Here is a 21,427-nt window from a genome sequence, read left to right on the forward strand (position 1 = left end):
GACTCCGCTCCGCTGCGTTCCTCGCGCTCACGGCAGGGTGAGGATCTCGTGGCCGTCGTCGGTCACCACGATGGTGTGCTCGAACTGGGCCGTCCACTTCCGGTCCTTGGTGACGACGGTCCACCCGTCGTCCCACATGTCGTACTGGTAGGTGCCGAGAGTGATCATCGGCTCGATGGTGAACGTCATCCCCGGTTCCATGATGTCCGTGGGACGCGGGCTGTCGTAGTGCGGCACGTAGAGCCCGCTGTGGAAGGCCTCACCGATGCCGTGGCCGGTGAAGTCGCGGACCACCCCGTAGCCGAAGCGCTTGGCGTACGACTCGATGACCCGGCCCACCACGTTGATCTGCCGGCCCGGGGCGACCGCGCGGATGCCGCGCATCATCGCCTCGTGGGTGCGCTCGACCAGCAGGCGGGCTTCCTCGCTGACCTCACCGACGCAGAAGGTGGCGTCGGTGTCACCGTGCACCCCACCGATGTACGCGGTGACGTCGACGTTGATGATGTCGCCGTCCTGGATGACTGTGGAGTCCGGGATGCCATGGCAGATGACCTCGTTGATGCTGGTGCAGCAGGACTTCGGGAAGCCCTTGTAGCCCAGCGTCGACGGGTAGGCGCCGTGGTCGCAGAGGAACTCGTGCACCACCTTGTCGATCTCGTCGGTGGTCACGCCGGGCTTGCAGTGCTCGCCGGCGAGTTGGGTCGCCTGGGCGGCGAGTCGGCTGGCGACCCGCATCTTCTCGATGGTCTCCGCCGTCTGCACGTGCGAACCACGCCACTCCTGCGGACGCTTCTTGCCCACGTACTCCGGTCGGGCGATCTGGGACGGCACCGGTCGCAGCGGGGAGAGCGTGCCGGGTGTCAGCGGAGGGCGGACGGTCATGCCGCAAGCCTATCGCCGGGAGCGCTGGTGACCCGCGCCACGGCTGCCGTGAGGTGGTTGTTGCCCTGCAACTGTCGCTGTGCCATCGTGTCTGCGTGGATCAAGGGGGAGCACCGCCCGTCTTCTCCGCCAGCGCGGAGATCGACGGTGACCGCCTTCGCGTGGTGGTGGCCGGCGAGGTCGACATGGCGACCGCGGACACGATGCTCCAGACCGCGCTGCGCGAGCCCGCCGGGCGGATCATCCTCGACCTGCGCGCTGTCACCTTCTTCGACTCGGCCGCCATCCACGCCCTGGTCCGGCTCGCCCAGCAGTTCCCGGGCACGCTCACCGTCCTGCCGTCCCGGCAGGTCCGTCGGGTGCTGGACATCTCCGGCCTGGGCGGGCAGAGCTGGCTCAGCCCGACCTGAACGGCCGCGCCGGGCGGGTGGTCAGTCCCTCAGCTGCCGGCGCAGCGTCACCTCGGTGCCCTCGTCGGTACGCCGCACCGACAGGTCACCCAACGCCTTGATCAGGGCCAGACCACGCCCCCGGAACCCGGAGCCGGTCGACTCACGCCACTGCCCACTGTCACGCACGGTGGCCGTCACCGTCCGGTTCTCGATGGCCACCTCCACGCTGATCGTGGCCTCGGCCGGGTGGACGGGATGTTCGATGGCGTTCGCGGCGGCCTCGGAGACCGCCACGGTCAGGTCGAACACGTCGGTCTCACCGACCTCGTGCGCGACGAGGAAGTCCTCCAGACGCTTACGCAGCACGCTCAGCCGGGTCGGGTCCGCCGGTAGCCGCAACGCGAAGCGGTTCAGCTCCGCCGCCTCCAGGGCGAGGACGGCCACGTCGTCACGGCGGGGCCGCCCGTCGACTCGTTCGACCACCGCGTCGATCAGGTCGGCCACGTGCTCGCTGGGGGTGGCGGCGTCCAGGCACAGGTGGGCCAGCGCGCCGTCGATGTCGAGCTGACGGTCCTCGATCAGCCCGTCGGTGTAGAGCAACAGCCGACTGCCCGGCGTCAACTCGCCCTCGACCGCCTCGTACGTGGCGTCGGGGATGGCGCCGACCGGCGGGCCGAGCGCGCGGACGTGCAGGAACGCCACGTCGCCTCCTCTGATCAGCAGTGGGGACGGGTGACCGGCACTGGCGTACCGCAGGCGGCTGGTACGCGGGTCGAACACCAGACAGACCACCGTCGCGAAGGAACGTCGCTCGGTGGACCCGACCAGCCGGTTGAGCCGGGTCAGCGCCTCGCCCGGCCCGTAGCCCTCCAACAGGTACGCCCGCAGCGCGTTGCGCAGTTGCCCCATCGCGGCGGCGGCCTGGACACCCTTGCCCACCACGTCACCGATGACCAGCACCAGGTCGCCGTTGTCGAGGGCGATGGCGTCGTACCAGTCACCGCCGACCTCGACGTCGGCGGTGCCGGGCAGGTAACGGCTGGCCAGCACCGCACCGGGCAGCTGCGGCAGCGCTCGCGGCAGCAGGCTGTGTTGCAGGGTGGTGGCGATGCGGTGTTCGGCCTCGTAGAGCTGGGCGTTCTCCAACCGCACCCCGACCAGCCGGGCCAGCTGGGTCAGCGCGGCGTCGTCGGCCTGCGCGTCGTCGCCGTCGGGTCTCCAGACCCGCAGCTCACCGAGCACGTCTTCGGCGGTGCCGGTCAACTCGGTCGCGAAGGACGGGTCCGTGGCGGTGGTGCCACCACCGTCCGCCTCGGCGCGGGCCCCGGCCGCGGTGATCACCACTCGGGCGGCCTCGGCGAGGCTGAGCGCGTGCCGGGCGGCGACCTGGAGCACGTCTGAGGTGGACCGGGCGGTGTTGACCGCCACCGCCGCGTCGGCCAGCGCCCGGAGCCGACGGATGATCTGCCCGCGGAGCTGGCCCAGCTCGACGTTGGCCCGGACCCGGGCGATCAACTCCTGGCTGGCGAAGGGCTTGGTGAGGTAGTCGTCCGCGCCGGCGGAGAGACCGGCGACGGCCTCCGCGGCGCCGGCCCGGGCGGAGAGCAACACGATCGGAACATGCCGGGTACGCGGGTCCGCGCGCAGCGCGCTCACCAGACCGAACCCGTCGAGTCGGGGCATCATCACGTCGCTGAGCACCAGGTCGAACCCACCGTCGCGAGCCAGTGGCAGCGCGGCCAGTCCGTCGTTCGCGGTGACCACCTCCCAGGTCGGGGAGAGCAGCCGGGTGACGTGCTCGCGCAGGTCCGCGTTGTCGTCGACGACCAGGATCCGGCCGGCCGGGGCGGCGTCGGTCGGCCGGCTGTCGTCATCGGGTGCCGGGCCGGTGCCGCTCCACAACGCGGTCTCCGCCACGTAGAGGCGGGCCTGCTCGGGCTCCGCCGTGGGTACGTGGCCGAACGTGACGACCCGGTCCGCCGGCAGGTGGTCCGCACCGGTCGGGATGGTCACCGTGAAGGTGCTGCCCTCGTCGACCCGACTGGTCAGCCCGACCTCGCCGCCGTGCATCTCGACCAGCTCCCGGACCAGGGCCAGGCCGATCCCGGTGCCCTCGTGGGTGCGTGCGCGCGCCCCGGGCACCCGGTGGAACCGCTCGAAGACGTGCGGAATCTCGTCCGGCACGATGCCGATGCCGGTGTCGGTCACCTCCAGCCGGGCCGCACCGTCCAACGCCCGGACCTGCACCCGGATCTCGCCGTCGAAGGTGAACTTGACAGCGTTGGACACCAGGTTGAGGACGATCTTCTCCCACATGTCGCGGTCGAGGAAGACCGGGGCCGGCAGTGGCGGGCAGTCCACCACCAGTCGCAATCCGGCCCGGTCGGTGGCCGACCGGAAGGTGCTGGCGAGCCGGGCCGTGTAGCCGGCGAGATCGGTGGGCTGGTAGCGGGCGGCGAGCCGACCGGACTCCAGTCGAGAGAAGTCCAGCACCGTGTTGACCAGCTTGAGCAGGCGCAACGCGTTGCGGTGCATGGTGGTGAGCCGCTCGGTCCCGGAGGCGGGTAGCGCCGGGTCGGCCAGCATGTCCTCCAGTGGGCCGAGCACCAGGGTCAGCGGGGTGCGGAACTCGTGGCTGACGTTGGCGAAGAAGTTGGTCTTCGCCCGGTCCAGTGCGGCCAACTCGGCGGCCCGGGCCCGCTCCTGCTCGTACGCCCGCTGCGTGCCGACCGCACGGGAGATCTGCGCGGCGACCAGGTCGAGGAAGTTCCGGTACTCGTCGCCGAGCGGCAGCTGACGGCCCACGCCGACGATCAGCGCGCCCACCGTCTCGTTGGTGGCCGTGAGCGGCAGCACGAGGGCCTGGTCGGCGGCGTCGGCCGGCGGCGAGTCGACCAGGTCGGCCACCTCGACCGTGGCGGGCGTGCCGTCGGCGGTCACCCGGGCCAGCACCTGCGCGACGGCGTCGACCGGCGGTGGGACGCTACCCGTGCAACCCGCCAGGGCGAGCTGACCGCTGTCGTCGGTCAGGTAGATCAGGGCGAACGGCACGTCCGCCCGGTGCCGGCCGAGCACCTCGGCTGCGGTTCGGCCGAGTTCGGCGGCGGTGCCGATGTCGTTCAGCTCGGCGCCCAGTTCGGCCAGTGCCCGCAGCCGGCGCTCGCCGAGCACCCGTCCGGTGGTCTCGCTGACGATGCAGTAGACGCCACCGACCGAACCGTCGGCGCTGCGGATCGGGTCGTACGAGACGTTGAAGTAGGTCTGCTCGACGAAGCCGTGCCGGTCCAGCAGGAAGGGGTGGTCCTCGCCCCGGTAGGAGCGACCTGTGGTCCGCACACCGTCGAGCAGCGGGCCGAGCACCGGCCAGGTCTCCGCCCAGAACGAGCGGGCCGGTTGGCCGATGGCGTCCGGGTGCTTGGCACCGATGGTCGGCCGGTACGCGTCGTTGTAGAAGGCGCGCTGGTCGTCGCCCCAGAACATGACGATCGGCGCGCTGGAGGCGAGCATCATGCCGACCGCGTTGGACAGCGCGACAGGCCACTGACCGGGCGTGCCCAGCGGGCCGGAGGACCAGTCGAAGTTCGCCAGCCGCTCGCCCAGCTCACCACCCGCCGCGAACGCCGCTGCCAGCATCGGGGAGGTGTCACCGCCGGACGCGGCAGGATGCCGTTCGTCCGCTCCCCCCTGGGCCGAGCTCATGCAGCCTCCCGCTCCGGCCGTACCCCGCGGCCGTTGATCTTCTCCCACCGTGCTCGGACTTGTACCCCAGCGGACCAGCAACGTAACGCATCACGACAGGTGGACGCTGTTGACGTTCGATCGATCCGCCGGACACCGGACAGCACGGGTGCGTGTCAGCGTCCAACGGTGGTGGTCGAAGCGCCCCGACCAGTCAGAAGACCGGCAGCCCGTCGATGCTTGCCGCGTTCTTGGTGGCCCGGTAGACCACCAGATCCTCGGCCGTACGACGGGAGTGTGACGTGAGCAACAGGTCACGCTCGGTGCGATAGTCCATCAGCGGCACCGCGTAGCCGCAGGAGTCGCTGACCCGCTCCACCTCGACGGTGATCACCGCCCGGACGGCGTGCATGTCCGGAGGGGCCGGGAACTCGGCGAGCCGGTCGGCGAAGGTCTCCTCGGTCACCGCGACGCTGGTGCCCCGGCCGTGCAACCGGACGATCTTCGGCGGACCGTCGAAGGCACAGAACATCAGCGTGATCCGGCCGTTGTCCCGCAGGTGGGCGATGGTCTCCGCGCCGCTGCCGTGATAGTCGAGGTACGCCACCCGGTGCGGCCCGAGGACCACGAAGGTGCCCCGCATGCCCTTCGGCGAGACGTTGACGTGCCCCTGCGCGCCGGACGGCGCGGTGGCCACGAAGAAGACCGGCTGAGCCGCGATGAAGTCACCCAGTCGAGAGTCGATCTCCGGATAGACCTTGCCCATCCGTCGATCCTCCCACCGGGGACGTCACCGCACGGGGGCGACGAGCGTCACACCCGGCCTCGACCGGCCGCCCGGCGGCCCGGACCAGCGCGGTGATCGGCCGCGGGTCCGGCTCGTTCTCCGGATGCCACTGCACACCGAGCACGAACGGCAGGGCCGGATCCTCCACCGCCTCCACCACCCCGTCGTCCGCCCAACCGGTGACCGCCAGCCGGCCCGGGTCGGCGACCGCCTGGTGGTGGTAGGAGTTGACCCGCTCCACCCCGGCCAGCACCGTCGCCGACAGGCTTCCCGGCGCGAACCGCACCGGATGGCTGCCGTAGACACCGGGCGCCGGACGGTGCGCGTCATGACCGACCACGTCGGGCAGGTGCTGGTGCAGGGTTCCCCCGTAGGCGACGGCGAGCAACTGCATGCCCCGGCACACGCCCAGCACCGGCAGATCGGCGGCGAGCGCGGCGGCCAACACCGTCAGCTCGCCGGCGTCCCGGTCCGGCCGGTCCTCGGTACGCGGGTCGGGCCGCTGCCCGTACCGCCCCGGACCGACGTCGGCGCCACCGGCCAGCAGCAACCCGTCCAGGACCGCCACCACGTCACCGTCCACGTCGTCCGGCGGCAGGACCACGGCCCGGCCGCCGGCAGCCGTCACCGCCCGCGCGTACGCCTGCGGCACCAGGACGGCCGGCACGTCCCGCCACACCGCCCAGCCGGCCGGCTCGACGTACGCGCTGATCCCGATCAACGGCCTCCGCACCGAGCCGGCGTTCACAGCGGTGTGACGTACGCGCCGGTGATGCCGCCGTCGACCACGAACTGCGCGGCGGTCATGAACGAGGCGTCGTCGCTGGCCAGGAACGCCACCGCGGCGGCGATCTCCTCCGGCTGCCCGAACCGGCCCATCGGCACGTGCACGAGGCGGCGGGCGGCCCGCTCCGGGTCGGCGGCGAACAACTCCAACAGCAGTGGGGTGGCCACCGGGCCGGGGCAGAGCGCGTTGACCCGGATGCCCTCGCGGGCGAACTGCACACCCAGCTCCCGGGTCATCGCCAGCACCCCGCCCTTGCTCGCGGTGTACGCGATCTGCGACGTCGCCGCACCCATCAGCGCCACGAAGGAGGCGGTGTTGATGATCGAACCCTTGCCCTGGCGACGCATGTGCGGGATCGCGTACTTGCAGCACAGGTAGACGCTCGTCGTGTTGACCCGCAGCACCCGCTCCCACGCGTCGAGGCCGGTGTCCAGGATGGAGTCGTCGTCGGGCGGGGAGATGCCGGCGTTGTTGAACGCGATGTCCACCCGGCCGTGCCGGTCGGCCACCCCGTCGAACAGGTCGCGTACCGCCGACTCGTCGGCCACGTCCGTCTGGACGAACTCGCCGCCGCACTCCTCGGCCGCCTTCGCGCCGGCCGTCGTGTCGATGTCGACGCACACCACCCGGGCACCCTCGGCGGCGAACCGCCGGACGGTGGCCAACCCGATACCGCTGCCCGCGCCGGTGACCACTGCCACCCGGTCCTGCAACCGACCCTGCACCCGCATCACTCCTCCGTCGCGATGAACACGTTCTTGACGTCGGTGAAGGAGTGCAGCGCGTCCGGGCCCAGCTCACGGCCGAGCCCGGAACGCTTCATCCCACCGAACGGGGTCCAGTAGCGCACCGAGGAGTGCGAGTTGACGCTGAGGTTGCCCGCCTCGACGGCGCGGGCCAGGCGCAGCGCCCGACCCACGTCCCGGGTCCAGATGGAGCCGGACAGGCCGTACTCGGTGTCGTTGGCGAGCCGGACCGCGTCGGCCTCGTCGTCGAACGGCAGCACCGAGACCACCGGCCCGAAGATCTCCTCCCGCCAGTGCCGGTCGGCGGGTGAGTCGGCCAACAGCACTGTGGGCGCGTGCCAGAACCCGGGGCCGTCGGGGCAGGAACCCGTGAACGCGACAGTCGCGTCGGTCAGGTAACCGGCGACCCGGTCCCGCTGGGCCGCCGAGATCAGCGGGCCCATCTCGGCGGTGTCCCGGGACGGGTCCTCGACCCGCACCGCGCGTACCGCTGGTTCGAGGAGCGCCAGGAACCGGTCGTACACCGGCCGTTGGACGAGGATCCGCGACCGTGCGCAGCAGTCCTGGCCGGCGTTGTCGAAGACCGCGCCCGGCGCGGTCGCCGCCGCGCGTTCCAGGTCCGCGTCCGCGAACACGATGTTCGCGCTCTTGCCGCCCAACTCCAGGGTGAGCCGCTTCACCTGGGCGGCGCAGCCGGCCATGATCCGCGTGCCGACCTCGGTGGAGCCGGTGAAGCAGATCTTGCGGACCGCCGGGTGGCTGACGAAGCGCTCCCCCACCACCGATCCCTCACCCGGTACGACGGTGAACACGTCGTCGGGCAGGCCGGCCTCGCTGGCCAACTCGGCCAGCCGCAGCGCGGTGAGCGGGGTCAGCTCGGCGGGTTTGAGCACCACTGTGTTGCCGGCGGCGAGGGCCGGCACGAATCCCCAGGCGGCGATCGGCATCGGGAAGTTCCACGGCACGATCACGCCGACCACGCCCAGCGGCTCGTGGAAGGTGACGTCCAGCCCACCCGGCACCGGGATCTGCCGTCCGGTCAACCGCTCGGGCGCCCCGGCGTAGTAGTCCAGGACGTCCCGCACGTTGCCGGCCTCCCACCGGGCGTTGCCGATGGTGTGCCCGGAGTTGCGGACCTCCAGCGCGGCCAACTCGTCCAGATGCGTATCGACGACGGAGGCGAACCGCCGCAGCAACCGGGCCCGATCCCCCGGCCCGACCTTCCGCCAGGTCTCGAAGGCGGCACCCGCCCGCGCAACAGCCGCGTCCACCTCGTCCAGGGAAGCCCCAGGAACCTCCCGGACGATCTCCTCCGAAGCAGGATCACGAACCAGGGTCACGCCCCACCCCCGCCTCGTCGATCATGGAGTTGTGGTGCCCCACGAAAGCCGCGAACCACCTCGTACCGACCACCACAAGTCCATGATCGACGCCGGTCAGGCGTGGGTTACAGGCGTTCGAAGCCACGTTGCAGCTCCCAGTCCGTCACCGCGGCGTCGAAGGCCGCCAGCTCGACCCGCGCCTGGTTGGCGTAGTGGGCCACCACCTCCGCCCCGAACGCGTCCCGGGCCACCGTGGACGCCTCCCAGAGGGCCAGGGCGTCGCGCAGCGTGCCGGGCACCCGCTCGGCCTCCGGGTCGTCGTACGCGTTGCCGGTGCACTCGTCACCCAGCTCCAGCTCCTGCTCGATGCCGTGGAGCGCGCCGGCGACCAGCCCGGCGATCGCCAGGTACGGGTTGACGTCCGCCCCGGGCACCCGGTTCTCCACCCGCATCCCCTGCCCGTGGCCGACCACCCGCAGCGCGCACGTGCGGTTGTCCACCCCCCACCGCAGCGCCGTCGGGGCGAACGAGCCCGGCTGGTACCGCTTGTAGGAGTTGATGTTCGGGGCGAAGAGCAGGCTGAACTCCCGCATGGTGGCCAACAGTCCGGCGAGCACCCGCTGCCCGGTCGTCGACAGGTGGGCGGGCCCGTCACCGAGCATCGCCGACCGACCACTGCTGTCCCGCAGCGAGAAGTGGATGTGGCAGGAGTTGCCCTCCCGCTCGTTCGGCTTGGCCATGAAGGTGATCGCCATGCCCTCCTGGGCGGCGATCTCCTTGGCGCCGTTCTTGTAGATGACGTGGTGGTCGGCGCAGGCCACCGCCTCGTCGTAGCGGAACGCGATCTCGTGCTGGCCGAGGTTGCACTCACCCTTGGCGCTCTCCGGCGTCAGCCCGGCGGCGGCCATCTCGGTGCGGATCCGGCGCAGCAGCGGCTCCACCCGGGCGGTGCCGAGCAGTGAGTAGTCGACGTTGTACTGATTGGCCGGGGTGAGGTCCCGGTAGCCCCGCCGCCAGGCATCCTCGTACGAGTCGCGGAACAGCACGAACTCCAGTTCGGTGCCGGAGTACGCGGTCAGCCCGTGCTCGGCCAGCCGGTCCAGCTGGCGGCGCAGGACCTGCCGGGGCGAGGCGACCACGTCGCCCGAGCCGTCGAGCCAGGTCAGGTCGGCCAGCAGCATCGCGGAGCCGGGTTGCCAGGGCACCCGGCGCAACGTGCCGAAGTCCGGCACCATCGCGAAGTCGCCGTAGCCCCGCTCCCAGCTCGACATCGCGTACCCGTCGACGGTGTTCATGTCGACGTCCACGGCGAGCAGGTAGTTGCAGCCCTCGCTGCCGTGCTCGGCCACCTGGTCGAGGAAGAACGGCGCGTGGAACCGCTTGCCCTGCAACCGGCCCTGCATGTCGACCAGGGCCAAGACCACCGTGTCGATCTCGCCCTCGTCGACGGCGACCCGCAGTTGTTCCAGCGTGAGCGGCGCGTTACTCATGGCGGGCCTCCATCACCAAGGTCTACTGGCAAACCGGATCACCGTCAATGCCCCCGCGCGGGTCGGCGGCAAACCCGGCGGGACGGGAGCGACGCCCGTCCCGCCGGGCGCGGCTCAGGCCGGGCCGTCGACCGCCGCCGGCTGCGACCCGGTGGCAGGTTCCTCGACGGTACGCACCGGACCGGTGAACCACGTACGGGCCGACGCGTACCACCAGACAGCGACCACCAGCAGCACCCCGCCGACGGCGAGCGGCGCGTAGTTCACCGCCGACCAGGTGAACCCGTCGTTGCCGGGCACCCCGGCGGGCACGATCGGCAGCACGAAGTAGACAGCGATCACCGCGATCTCGATCACCGCGATCCAGCCGAGCAGCCTGTACCTGCGCCCCAGCGTCCAGGGGCCGGGGACGAACCGGTCGCCCATCCGCAGCCGCAGGGCGATCGGGATGAGGAACGACAGGTAGAGCCCGAGCACCGCGACGGAGACCACCGCGTAGAACGCGACCGGAATGCCGGCCGAGCTCTCGTAGAGCGCCGGCAGGGTCAGCACCAGACCGGCCACTGTGGCGCCGATGATGGCGTTGACCGGGGTGCCGTTGCGGTCGACGGTCGACCAGAGTCGCCAGCCGGGCACCGCACGGTCCCGGCTGAACGCGTAGGCCATCCGGCTCATCGAGGTCACGCAACTCATGCCGCAGAAAAACTGGCCGATGGTCGAGATGATGATGACGATCTTGAAGAAGACCGGTGTCAGGGCGGATTCGAAGATGGCGCCGGAGAAGCCGCCGGCCGCGTTGACCGCGTCCACGTCGGTGGCCGCGAAGAGGAACGCCAGCAGCAGGATCCAACCGCCGACCGCCGAATAGAAGATCGACTGCCAGAGTCCACGCGCGGCAGCCTGCGAAGCGCCCCGGGTCTCCTCGGAGACGTGCGCGCAGGCGTCGAAACCGGTGATCGTGTACTGGGTCAGCAGGAAGCCCAGCGGCAGCACGTAGAACCAGAACGTCAACCCGCCGACGTCTCCGTCACCGAAGCCTGAGTTGTTGAAGCGCTCGGTGAACACGAACTGGAAGCTCTGGTGGTTGTCCGGGACGAAGACCAGGATGGCCACCACGACGGCCGCGCCGGCCACGTGCCACCAGACCGAGACGTTCTGGAGTACGTCGATGATCCGGTGCCCGAAGATGTTGATCAGACCGTGCAGCACCAGGATGATCACGAAGAGGACGAACGCCTGGCGCAGCGTCCCGGCCCAGCCGTCGAAGAGCGCCGACAGGGTGAGGTTGAGGAACGTCGCGCAGCCGTAGTCCACCGAGGCGGTGACCGCCACCAGGCCGATCAGGTTCAACCAGCCGGTGAACCAGCCGTGCACCGGGCGGCCCATGGTCGCCGCCCACCAGTAGATCCCGCCCGCTGTCGGGTACGCCGACACCAGCTCCGCCATGCAGAAGCCGATGATGAGGATGAACAGCGAGATCAGTGGCCAGCCCCAGGAGATGGCGACCGGCCCGCCGTTGTTCCACGCCTGGCCGAAGGTGGTGAAGCAGCCGGCCAGGATGGAGATGATCGAGAACGAGATGGCGAAGTTGGAGAAGCCGCTCCACGTGCGGCGCAGCTCCTGCTTGTAGCCGAGTTCGGCGAGCCGTCGGGCATCGTCGTCCATCGGTTGCTCGGCGGTCGGCACGGGGGTCGTTGCCACTGCACACCTCCCTGAGGTGGTTCCGCGTGCGAGTGGGCAAAGTGTGATCCCGGCCGATCAAGACGGTCAATACACGGCCGGTGGGGATGTCACCGCCGTCGGGCTAAATGCGTTGCCGTCCCGCCACCCCGACGCGCATCCTTGACCCCGTGACCAGGCCCGATCCGGGCCGACCCCGGGCACTCGGACCGCCCGGACCCTAACGGCGCGGGGCACACCTCTCTCTCACGTACGGCGTCCCGCCGTACCCGAAAAGTGCCCCGCGCCCTCCCCCTCCCCCTCCCCCCTGCCCGGCGTGATCAAGAGGTTTGCGTCAGATTTCGGCTCCGGCCTGACGCAAAGCTCTTGATCACCACGATGACGGGTGGGGGTCTAGGTCCGGTCTAGGTCAGGAGGAGGCCGGCTACCCAGAGGGCGGCGATGATCACGCCGGCCAGGAACTCCACGAGCATCGAGAGACCGGCGGCCTTGAGCGCCTGCACCGTGGACGGCCAGGCGAGGCCATTGCTGCCCAGTCGGAGTCGTTCCGCCGCCCACACCCCGCCGACGAAGCCGAGCACCAGCCCGACGACCGGCACCACGAAGAACCCGATGATGCCGAGCACCCCGCCGGCGAGCAACGTGGACGTCGGCACACCGGCCTGTTTCAGGTTCCGACCGGGCCACGCGTACTTGATCACGAAGCCACCCGCGGCGACCACCGTGGCAGCGGCGAACACCGCCCAGCCAGCCGTGCCCGCGCCACCGAAGATCGCCCAGACCAGCACGCCACCCCAGCACAGCGGCAACGCCGGCAGGCCGGGCACCACCACGCCGGCCAGCCCGGCCAGGATGGCCAACCCGGCCACCACGGTCACCGCCGTCTGCGAGTCGGTCAGGTCCACGCAGTCACCTTGCCCTGCCGCCGGTCAGCCCGCAACGTCCACCCGCTCCACGCCGTGCCGCTGCTTCGCGCCACGCCGCCGCACCACCGGTTCGCTCGCCACGCTCGCTCACGTCACCGCGTCTCCACGCAGCCGGGCGGTGATCGCACCGGCTGGGGCCGGGGCGCCGAAGAACCGGCCCTGCCCGGTGTCGCAGCGCAGCGCCCGCAACCGTTCCGCCTGTTCCCCGGTCTCGACCGCCTCGGCGGTCACCCACAACTCCAACGCGTGCGCCAACCGGACCAGCGCGTCGACGATCCGTTCGTCGCGGTGGTCGGCGGCACTGTCGGCGCGGATGCCCTCGACGAACGGCCCAGCGAGCTTCAGACAGTGGATCGGTAGCCGTCGCAGGTACGCGAGGTTGGAGTACCCGGTGCCGAAGTCGTCCACGGCCAGCCGGACACCCAGCGCGGCGAGCCGGTACAGGCTGCGCAACGGCTCGTCGGCGCTGCCCATCACCGCGCTCTCGGTCAGTTCCAGTTGGAGCAGGTCCGCGGGCAGTCCGCTGGTGTGCAGGGCGTCGGCCACGGTCTCCACGATCGTCGGGTCGTCGGCCTGGCGCGCGGCCAGGTTGACGCTGACCACCAGCCGGGCGTCGGGGAACTCCCGCCACCACCGCTCGGCGTCGTGACAGGCCTGCCGGAGCACCCACTCCCCGAGCCGGACGATCAGGCCGGTCTCCTCGGCCAGGCCGATGAACCGGTCCGGTCCGATCAGGCCCAGCTCCGGGTGCTCCCACCGGACCAGCGCCTCCACCGCGAGCATGCTGCCCTCCAGCAGCGACACGATCGGCTGGTAGTGCAGGACGAACTCGCCCCGGTCCAGCGCGGCGGGCAGCCCGGCGACCAGCGCCGACCGGGCGATGTCGCGGGCGCTGCGCTCCGGGTCGTAGACCGCCCACTGGCCCCGGCCCGCCGCCTTCGCCCAGTAGAGCGTGGTGTCCGCGGCCTTCATCAGCTCCGACGGGCTGGTCTCCTCCGCCGGGCACTGCACGATGCCCACGCTGGCGGAGACAGCCAACTGGTGGTCGCCGACGTGCACCGGGGCCGCGACGGCCGCCAGCGCCGCCTCCGCGACTGCCACCGCGTCGTCGATGTCGTCCCCTCCGTCGACGAGGATCACGAACTCGTCGCCACCCATCCGGGCGACGAGGTGGCCGTGGTCCGCCACGCACGCGTTCAGCCGCCGGCCGATCATCACCAGCAACTGGTCACCGAGGTCGTGGCCGAGGCTGTCGTTGATCGCCTTGAAGCCGTCCAGGTCGAGGAAGCACACCCCGACCCGCCGCCCGGTGCCCGCGCCGTCGAGGACCCGACCGAGCGTCTCGAAGAACAACGTCCGGTTGGGCAACCCGGTCAGTGGGTCGTGCAGCGCCTGGAAGCGCAGCCGCTGCTGGAGTTCGTACCGCTGGGTGATGTCCTCGATCATCGCCACGGTGTAGCGGGGCCGACCGTCGTCGTGGCGGATCAGTGAGACGGCCAGGTCGGTCCAGACCATGCTGCCGTCCTTGCGGTGGTAACGCTTCTCCACCCGGGCGGACTCATGCTTGCCCTCGACCAGCTCCTGGTACAGCTCCCACATGCCGACGGCGTCGTCGGCGTGGAACAACGCCGCCACGTTGGTCTCGCACAGCTCCTCGATCGAGTAGCCGAGCATGTCGGCGAATGCCTGGTTGACATCGACGATCCGGCCGTCGACGTCGGCGATGCCGATTCCGATCGCGGCTCCGGTGAAGACGGCCCGAAAACGCGCCTCGCTGTCACGCAGCGCCTGCTCGACCTCGTCACGGGCCTGCCAGGCCGATCGGGCGATCCGCTCCTGCTGGCTGAACGTGCGGTCACGGAGCGCCCGGGCGAATCCGGCGGCCAGCCCACCCTGCAACGCCGCCATCCGGTCGGCGAGGTCCGCCGGCCGGTCGGCCACCAGCACCCGGTGCGGGAAGTCCGCACCGAGCGCGTGCACCGTCCAGTCCAGGGCCTGCGGCTCGGTCAGGTGCGCCTCCACCAGCGCGGCCCCGACCTCCTCGGCGGGGCGGGCGGTGAACGGCTCCGCCCGTACCGCCTGCGCCAGCCGGATCGTGTGCACCAGCAGCAGCCGCTCGGTCTCGGCCGCGCTGAGCGGCACGAAACCGAGGCGGCGTACCGCGCGGGCCCAGTCGGCGGCGTACCCCTGGGCGTCGGCCCGGCCGGCATCGACCCCGGCGGGATCCGGGACGGCGGCCATGGGATCAGCCGGCGGGCTGGTCGTACCGGGCGACGCCGCCGAAGGCGCCGAACCGCTCCGGGTGCTCGTCCACGTCGGACGGTGAGTCGGGCCGCCAGAGCGGCATGTGCACGACGCCCGGCTCCAGGACGGTCCAGTCGCCGAAGAAGCCGGTCACCTGGGCACGGGAGCGCAGGGTGATCTCGGTGTCCGTTCGGGCGGAGAGTCGCTGGGCGTCCAGCATCTCCTGCGGCTGGTCCTCGAACGTGGAGTGCGAGAGGACCAGGAAGCTGCCCGGTGCGGCGGCGGCCCGCAGGGCGGCCAGGATCCCCTCGGGCCCGTCGCCGTCGGGGATGAAGTGCACCACCCCGGCCAGCAGGATGCCCATCGGTCGACTGAAGTCGATCAGCCCGAGCTGCCGGGTCTCGGCGAGGATGCGCTCCGGCTCGCGCAGGTCGGCGTGGATGACCCCGGTCAGCTCGTTGCCCGCGAGCAACTCCCGGCTGTGGGCGACCGCGACCGGGTCGATGTCGACGTACACCACCCGGGCCTTGGGGTTGACCCCCTGGGCCACCTCGTGCACGTTGCCGACGGTGGGAATTCCGGAGCCGATGTCGAGGAACTGGTCGATGCCGGCGTCGAGCAGCACCCGGACGGCCCGGCGCAGGAACTCACGGCCGGACCGCATCGTGGCGGCGAGGTTCGGGGTCATGCTCGCGATCTGTTCGGCCAACTGCCTGTCGATCTCGAAGTTGTGCGCCCCGCCAAGGAAGTAGTCGTACACCCGGGCCGCACTCGGCCTGGTCAGATCGATCTCGGTCGGCAGTCCGTCGGGCATCAGTGCGCTCCCCAGTTCGTCGCCGCGGCGCGGGACACCACCGGCGTCGACGGACGTGCGCGACCACCGGCGGACCCGCGGGTCGTGTGGTGTGGACCACTCTAGGCGGCTGACTCCAGCATCAGCGAGATGCCTTGACCAACCCCGATGCACATGGTGGCCAGAGCCCTGCGACCGCCGCGACGACGCAACTCCAGGGCGGCGGTCAGCGCCAGCCGCGCGCCGCTGGCACCGAGCGGGTGCCCCAGCGCGATCGCGCCGCCGTTCGGGTTGACGTGTTCGGCGTCCACGGGCAGACCCAGCTCCCGCAGCACCGCCACGGACTGCGCGGCGAACGCCTCGTTCAGCTCCACCACGTCCACCGCGCCCAGCTCGACGCCGACCCGGTCGAGCAGCTTGCGGGTCGCCGGCACCGGGCCGATGCCCATGATGCGGGGCGGTACGCCGGCCGCCGCCGCCCCGCTGACCCGGGCCAGTGGCGTCAGGCCGTACCGCCGTACCGCCGCCTCGCTCGCGACCAGCAGGGCGACAGCTCCGTCGTTGACGCCCGACGAGTTGCCGGCGGTCACCGTGCCGCCGTCGCGGAACGGGGTCGGCAGCGCCGCGAGCTTCTCCAGCGAGGTCTCGCGGGGGTGCTCGTCGACAGCGACCAGCCGGGTCTCCCGACGGCCGGCGGGCACGGACACCGCCACGATCTCCTCGGCGAACCGGCCGTCGGCCTGCGCCTTGGCGGCGCGCTGCTGCGAGCGGTACGCGAAGGCGTCCTGCTCGGCCCGGCTGACGCCGTACTCGGCGGCCACGTTCTCCGCCGTCTCCGGCATCGAGTCGACGCCCCACCCGTCGCGCATCAGCGGGTTCACCAACCGCCAGCCCAGCGTGGTGTCGTACACCTCCGCCGACCGGGAGTACGCCGACGTCGCCTTCGGCATGACGAACGGCGCACGGCTCATGCTCTCCACCCCGCCGGCGATCACCAGCTCGGCGTCCCCGGCGACGATGGATCGGGCGGCGGTGGCCAGGGCGTCGAGGCCGGAGCCGCAGAGCCGGTTGACGGTGCTGCCGGGGACCTCCTCGGGCAGACCGGCCAGCAGCGCCGCCATCCGGGCGACGTTGCGGTTGTCCTCGCCCGCCTGGTTGGCGCAGCCGAGCACGACGTCGTCCACCCGGGCCCAGTCCACCGAGGGGTGCCGGGCGACCAGCTCGCGGATCACGTGCGCGGCCAGGTCGTCGGGGCGGACGCCGGCCAGCGCGCCGGCGTACCGGCCGATCGGGGTACGAACACCGGCCACCAGGTATGCCACTGTCATCGCGAGTCCTTCGGGGGTGCAGACGGCGGGGGGTGGGGCACGCCCACCGGGTCGCGGGGGCTACCGGCCGCCAGGATATCCGCGCCGCCAGCGGATAGGTTGACGGCATGGCCCGGGCCCAGTTCAGCGCAGAGACCAGCGGCGGCGGCGCGTTCGTCCGTCAACCCAACCGGTTCACCGGGCGGGTCACCGCCGACTCGACAGCGCCGCCGGGCGGCGGTCCGGACGAGCAGGACCGCTGGCCGCTGGAGGCCGGCCGGTACCGGTTGATCTGGTGTCGGGCCTGCCCGTGGGCGCACCGGGCGAGGATCGTGCGCGGCCTGCTCGGGCTGGACGACGCGATCTCGCTGGGCACCGTCGACCCGATCCGGGACGAGCGGGGCTGGGCGTTCGCCCTCGACCCGGACGGCTTCGACCCGGTCCTCGGCGTGAGCTTCCTGTCCGAGGCGTACCTGGCCACCGACCCGGACTACACCGGCCGGGTGACGGTGCCGGCGCTGGTGGACACAGTGACCGGCCGGGTCGTCACCAACGACTATCCGCAGCTCACCCTCGACTTCTCCACCGAGTGGCGGTCGCTGCACCGGGCGGGCGCGCCGGACCTGTACCCGGTCGAGCTGCGCCCCGAGATGGACGCGCTGATGGCCGAGATCCACACCGACGTCAACAACGGGGTGTACCGGTGCGGGTTCGCCACCTCCCAGGAGGCGTACGACGAGGCGTTCCGGGCTCTCTTCGCCCGACTGGACGTCCTCTCCGAACGCCTCGCCGGGCAGCGTTACCTGATGGGCGACGCGATCACCGAGGCCGACGTGCGGCTGTTCACCACGCTGGTCCGCTTCGACGCCGCGTACCACGGGCACTTCAAGTGCAACCGCAGCAAGCTGACCGAGATGCCGGTGCTGTGGGCGTACGCCCGGGACCTGTTCCAGACCCCGGGCTTCGGCGAGACGGTGGACTTCGACCACATCAAACGGCACTACTACGCCACCCATCGGGAGATCAACCCGACCGGGATCGTGCCGCTCGGGCCGGACGAGTCCGGCTGGGGCACGCCGCACGGGCGTGGTTGAGCCGGGTCGACCCGGCACCACGACCGCGCCGACGGTCCGTGCTGACGTCGCCCGCCGGGTCGCCGGGTCCGCCGCCGCCGGGTGCGCGGTGGCCGGTGCGGCAGCGGTGACGGTCGCCGTGGTCGCCGGTCCCGGCCCCGGGTTCACCGGGTACGTCAGCGAGGCGGGCATCGCCGGCAGCGCGCACGCCCTGACGTACCGGATCGGGATCCTCGCTCTTGCCGCCGCGCTGCTGCTGATCGGCGCGGCGTTGCCCCCCGGGGTGTGGGCGGCCCCGGCGCTGCTCGCCACCGGCGCGGTCCTCACCGCCGTGTCCGGGGCGGTGACCTGCTCTGCCGGCTGCCCGTTGCCGCCGTTCGAGCGTGCGACGGTGGCGGATCTGGTGCACGGCGGCGCGAGCATCGCGGCGACCGCGGCGGTGGTCTTCGCCATGGTCGCGCTCGCCGTGTCCGGGCCGGCGGGCCGGGCGGTACGCCGACTGGCCGGCCTGGCCGCCGCGCTGGCCCTGCCGCTCTGCGCCGCCGTGGGGCTGGCGATGCTCGTCCTCGGTCGGGGCACGTTCGTGGGCGTGCTGGAGCGGCTGATCCTCGCACTCGCCGTGCTGTGGGGTGTGGCCACCGCCACCGCACTGGCCCTGGCAGCGGAAAGTTCACCAGCTGTAAGGAGCCTCACGCCGACCACTCCTTCCGATGAGCGGAAATCGGCGTAACGTCGGCGAACGATGACCAATGTCTGGGGCCTCACTGTCCGCCTGTATGTCGATCTCCGACTGCAGGCCAGTGGCATCTGTCCGGGCTAGCTGCGCTTTCTCGCCTGCCCTGATTCAAACCGGACAAATGGATAGAACATGCCCTTCAGCCTGCGCAAGATTCCCTTCTCCGTGCAGATCCTGCTCGGCCTCGTGCTCGGCGTCGCACTGGGCTTCCTGGCCCGTGGCAACGACCTGAGCTGGCTGACCAGCACCCTGCACACCGTCGGCAGCCTCTTCGTCCAGCTCCTCAAGCTGGCCGTGCCGCCGTTGGTCTTCACCGCCATCGTGGTCAGCGTGGTCAGCCTGCGTGGTGTCGCCAACGCCGCCCGCCTCGCGCTCAAGACCCTGATGTGGTTCGGCATCACCGCACTGGTCGCGGTGAGCATCGGCATCGGCCTCGGTCTGCTGATCAACCCGGGCAGGGGCGTCTCCCTCGACCTGGGTGGCGCGACCCCGCCGAAGAACACCGGATCGTGGACCGACTTCCTCACCGGCATCGTGCCCACCAACCCGGTCGGCGCGTTCGTCGAGGGCAACGTCCTCCAGATCGTCTTCCTGGCCCTCGTCATCGGTGCGGCCGCCCTGCTGGTCGGTGACGCCGCGGAGCCGTTCGTCGCGCTCAACCGTTCCCTGCTGGAGATCGTCCAGAAGGCGCTCTGGTGGGTCATCCGCCTCGCCCCGATCGGCACGCTCGGCCTGATCGGCAACGCCGTGGCCTCGTACGGCTGGGACCTGCTGGCTCCCCTCGCGAAGTTCACCACCGCCGTCTACGTCGGCTGCGCCATCGTGCTGTTCGTCGTCTACCCGCTGGTGCTGATCCTGGCCGGCCGGCTCAACCCGCTGCGCTTCTTCGCCGGCGCCTGGCCGGCCATCGAGCTGGCGTTCGTGTCCCGTTCCTCGGTCGGCACCATGCCGGTGACCCAGCGTTCCGTCGAGCGGCTCGGCGTGCCCCGCGAGTACGCCTCGTTCGCGGTGCCGTTCGGCGCGACCACGAAGATGGACGGTTGCGCCGCCATCTACCCGGCGCTCGCCGCGATCTTCGTGGCCCAGGTGTTCGGCGTACACCTCGGCATCGGCGACTACCTGCTGATCGCCTTCGTCTCGGTGGTCGGCTCGGCGGCCACCGCCGGCCTGACCGGCGCGATCGTGATGCTCACCCTGACCCTCAGCACGCTGGGTCTGCCGCTCGCCGGCGCCGGTCTGCTGCTGGCCATCGACCCGATCCTGGACATGATCCGCACCGCCACCAACGTGGCCGGGCAGGCTCTGGTGCCGACCGTCGTCGCCGCCCGCGAGGGCACCCTCGACCGGGCAGCGTACGAGTCCGCCGGTCGACGCGACCTGACCGAGCCGGAGCCGGTCGCGGAGACCCGACCCGACCTGACCCCTGTTCCTGCCTGACCACGTCACCCGGTACGGCGACGGGCCCCTCTCCCCGGGGGCCCGTCGCCGTTGCCGTTCCGAGAGGATGTCCCCCATGAGCTCCCTGTTCACCCCCCTGGCCCTGCGTGGCGTCACACTGCCCAACCGGATCGCCATGGCCCCGATGTGCCAGTACTCCTGCGGCCCCGACGGTCTGCCCACCGACTGGCACCTGACCCACCTCGGCAGTCGCGCGGTCGGCGGCGCCGGCCTGGTGATGACCGAGGCGACGGCCGTACTCCCCGAGGGCCGGATCAGCCCCCAGGACACCGGGCTGTGGTCGGGTGCCCACGTCGACGCGTGGCGACCGGTGACCGCGTTCGTCGCCGCCCACGGCGCGGCGCCGGCCGTGCAGCTCGCGCACGCCGGGTTCAAGGCCTCCACCTACCGGCCGTGGGCGCCGGAGTCGGGCGGTGTGCCGGACGCCGAGGGCGGCTGGACTCCCGTCGGCCCCGGCTCGGAGCCGTTCACCGCCGGCTACCGGACGCCGACCAGCCTCGACGAGGCCGGCATCGCCGGTGTGGTCGAGGCGTTCGCGACCGCCGCCGAGCGGTCGCTGGCCGCCGGCTTCACCGTCGTGGAGATCCACGCCGCGCACGGTTACCTGCTCAACGAGTTCCTGTCGCCGCTGACCAACCACCGCACCGACTCGTACGGCGGCGACCGGACCGCCCGGATGCGGCTCACCCTGGAGGTGGCCCGCGCGGTACGCACCGCCGTCGGCGAGGACGTGCCCGTGCTGACCCGGATCTCCGCCACCGACTGGGTCGAGGGCGGCTGGACGATCGAGGACAGCGTGGTGCTGGCCGGCGAGTTGGCCAGCGTCGGCGTCGACCTGGTCGACGCGTCGTCCGGGGGCGTCAGCGTCGAGCAGCGCATCCCCCTCGCTCCCGGCTACCAGGTGCCGCTGGCCGCCCAGATCCGCCGCGAGGCCGGCGTGCCGACCGGCGCGGTGGGCCTGATCGTCGAGCCCGAGCACGCCGAGCAGATCGTCGCCGCCGGTGAAGCCGACCTGGTGCTGCTCGGCCGGGAGCTGCTGCGCGACCCGTACTGGCCGCGCCGCGCCGCCGCGAAGCTCGGCGTCACGTACAGCGGGCCCGACCAGTACGCCCGCGCCTACTGA

At 71.5% G+C, this 21,427-nt stretch carries 17 protein-coding genes; 5 read left to right on the forward strand and 12 right to left on the reverse strand.

The features are described 5' to 3' along the window. Nucleotides 1-27 precede the first annotated feature (27 nt). Nucleotides 28-885 (reverse strand): type I methionyl aminopeptidase, encoded by an 858-nt coding sequence (map, locus tag GA0070612_RS30055; protein ID WP_088990983.1) that lies wholly within the window; start codon nt 883-885, stop codon nt 28-30. 95 nt (nt 886-980) lie between these two features. Between map and GA0070612_RS30060 the strand changes: the two genes are divergently transcribed. After that, nucleotides 981-1,295 (forward strand): STAS domain-containing protein, encoded by a 315-nt coding sequence (locus GA0070612_RS30060; RefSeq protein ID WP_197699266.1) that lies wholly within the window; start codon nt 981-983, stop codon nt 1,293-1,295. Nucleotides 1,296-1,316: 21 nt separating this feature from the next. Here the strand turns inward: GA0070612_RS30060 and GA0070612_RS30065 are convergent, their stop codons facing one another. The 11 genes from GA0070612_RS30065 to pcaF all read right to left on the reverse strand — a co-directional run bounded on the left by GA0070612_RS30065 (nt 1,317) and on the right by pcaF (nt 17,058). Next, nucleotides 1,317-4,976 (reverse strand): SpoIIE family protein phosphatase, encoded by a 3,660-nt coding sequence (locus GA0070612_RS30065; protein ID WP_088990984.1) that lies wholly within the window; start codon nt 4,974-4,976, stop codon nt 1,317-1,319. A gap of 193 nt (nt 4,977-5,169) precedes the next feature. After that, nucleotides 5,170-5,721 carry a pyridoxamine 5'-phosphate oxidase family protein gene (locus GA0070612_RS30070; RefSeq protein ID WP_088990985.1) on the reverse strand — a complete coding sequence of 184 codons (552 nt, stop codon included), beginning with the start codon at nt 5,719-5,721 and terminating at the stop codon, nt 5,170-5,172. Continuing rightward, nucleotides 5,681-6,463 (reverse strand): gamma-glutamyl-gamma-aminobutyrate hydrolase family protein, encoded by a 783-nt coding sequence (locus tag GA0070612_RS30075; RefSeq protein WP_231924395.1) that lies wholly within the window; start codon nt 6,461-6,463, stop codon nt 5,681-5,683. Before GA0070612_RS30075 ends, GA0070612_RS30070 begins: the two co-directional genes overlap by 41 nt. Before the next feature lie 23 nt (nt 6,464-6,486). Beyond that, the gene (locus tag GA0070612_RS30080; protein WP_088990986.1) at nt 6,487-7,260 is read right to left on the reverse strand and encodes a 3-oxoacyl-ACP reductase; all 774 of its coding nucleotides are present in this window, start codon (nt 7,258-7,260) and stop codon (nt 6,487-6,489) included. Then, on the reverse strand, nt 7,260-8,615 hold the full coding sequence (locus GA0070612_RS30085) for an aldehyde dehydrogenase family protein (RefSeq protein ID WP_088990987.1): 1,356 nt from the start codon (nt 8,613-8,615) through the stop codon (nt 7,260-7,262). The genes GA0070612_RS30080 and GA0070612_RS30085 overlap by 1 nt, the downstream gene beginning before the upstream one ends. Nucleotides 8,616-8,722: 107 nt before the next feature. Continuing rightward, nucleotides 8,723-10,087, reverse strand: coding sequence for a glutamine synthetase family protein (locus GA0070612_RS30090; protein ID WP_088990988.1), 1,365 nt, complete (start codon nt 10,085-10,087; stop codon nt 8,723-8,725). Between the two features lie 114 nt (nt 10,088-10,201). Then, nucleotides 10,202-11,788 carry an amino acid permease gene (locus GA0070612_RS30095; RefSeq protein ID WP_088990989.1) on the reverse strand — a complete coding sequence of 529 codons (1,587 nt, stop codon included), beginning with the start codon at nt 11,786-11,788 and terminating at the stop codon, nt 10,202-10,204. 383 nt (nt 11,789-12,171) lie between these two features. Further along, entirely contained in the window at nt 12,172-12,672 is a 501-nt protein-coding gene (locus GA0070612_RS30100; protein ID WP_088990990.1) for a DUF456 domain-containing protein, read from the reverse strand. 108 nt (nt 12,673-12,780) lie between these two features. Then, nucleotides 12,781-14,934 carry a putative bifunctional diguanylate cyclase/phosphodiesterase gene (locus tag GA0070612_RS30105; RefSeq protein WP_088990991.1) on the reverse strand — a complete coding sequence of 718 codons (2,154 nt, stop codon included), beginning with the start codon at nt 14,932-14,934 and terminating at the stop codon, nt 12,781-12,783. A 4-nt stretch (nt 14,935-14,938) separates the two neighbouring features. Next, nucleotides 14,939-15,751, reverse strand: a complete 813-nt coding sequence (locus GA0070612_RS30110) for an SAM-dependent methyltransferase (protein WP_088990992.1) — start codon at nt 15,749-15,751, stop codon at nt 14,939-14,941. 101 nt (nt 15,752-15,852) lie between these two features. Beyond that, nucleotides 15,853-17,058, reverse strand: coding sequence for a 3-oxoadipyl-CoA thiolase (gene pcaF / locus GA0070612_RS30115; RefSeq protein WP_088990993.1), 1,206 nt, complete (start codon nt 17,056-17,058; stop codon nt 15,853-15,855). A gap of 107 nt (nt 17,059-17,165) precedes the next feature. Between pcaF and GA0070612_RS30120 the strand changes: the two genes are divergently transcribed. The 4 genes from GA0070612_RS30120 (at nt 17,166) to GA0070612_RS30135 (ending at nt 21,427) form a co-directional block, all read left to right on the forward strand. Further along, nucleotides 17,166-18,131, forward strand: a complete 966-nt coding sequence (locus GA0070612_RS30120; protein WP_088990994.1) for a glutathione S-transferase family protein — start codon at nt 17,166-17,168, stop codon at nt 18,129-18,131. Beyond that, complete coding sequence (locus GA0070612_RS30125) at nt 18,124-18,840, forward strand: DUF998 domain-containing protein (protein ID WP_088990995.1); 717 nt, start codon at nt 18,124-18,126, stop codon at nt 18,838-18,840. The genes GA0070612_RS30120 and GA0070612_RS30125 overlap by 8 nt, the downstream gene beginning before the upstream one ends. 150 nt (nt 18,841-18,990) lie before the next feature. After that, a complete protein-coding gene (locus GA0070612_RS30130; protein ID WP_197699508.1) occupies nt 18,991-20,283 on the forward strand; it encodes a dicarboxylate/amino acid:cation symporter in 1,293 nt (430 codons plus the stop codon). A 76-nt stretch (nt 20,284-20,359) separates the two neighbouring features. Then, nucleotides 20,360-21,427, forward strand: a complete 1,068-nt coding sequence (locus GA0070612_RS30135) for an NADH:flavin oxidoreductase/NADH oxidase (protein WP_088990997.1) — start codon at nt 20,360-20,362, stop codon at nt 21,425-21,427.

The sequence above is a fragment of the Micromonospora chokoriensis genome (genome assembly GCF_900091505.1).
GTDB lineage: Bacteria > Actinomycetota > Actinomycetes > Mycobacteriales > Micromonosporaceae > Micromonospora > Micromonospora chokoriensis.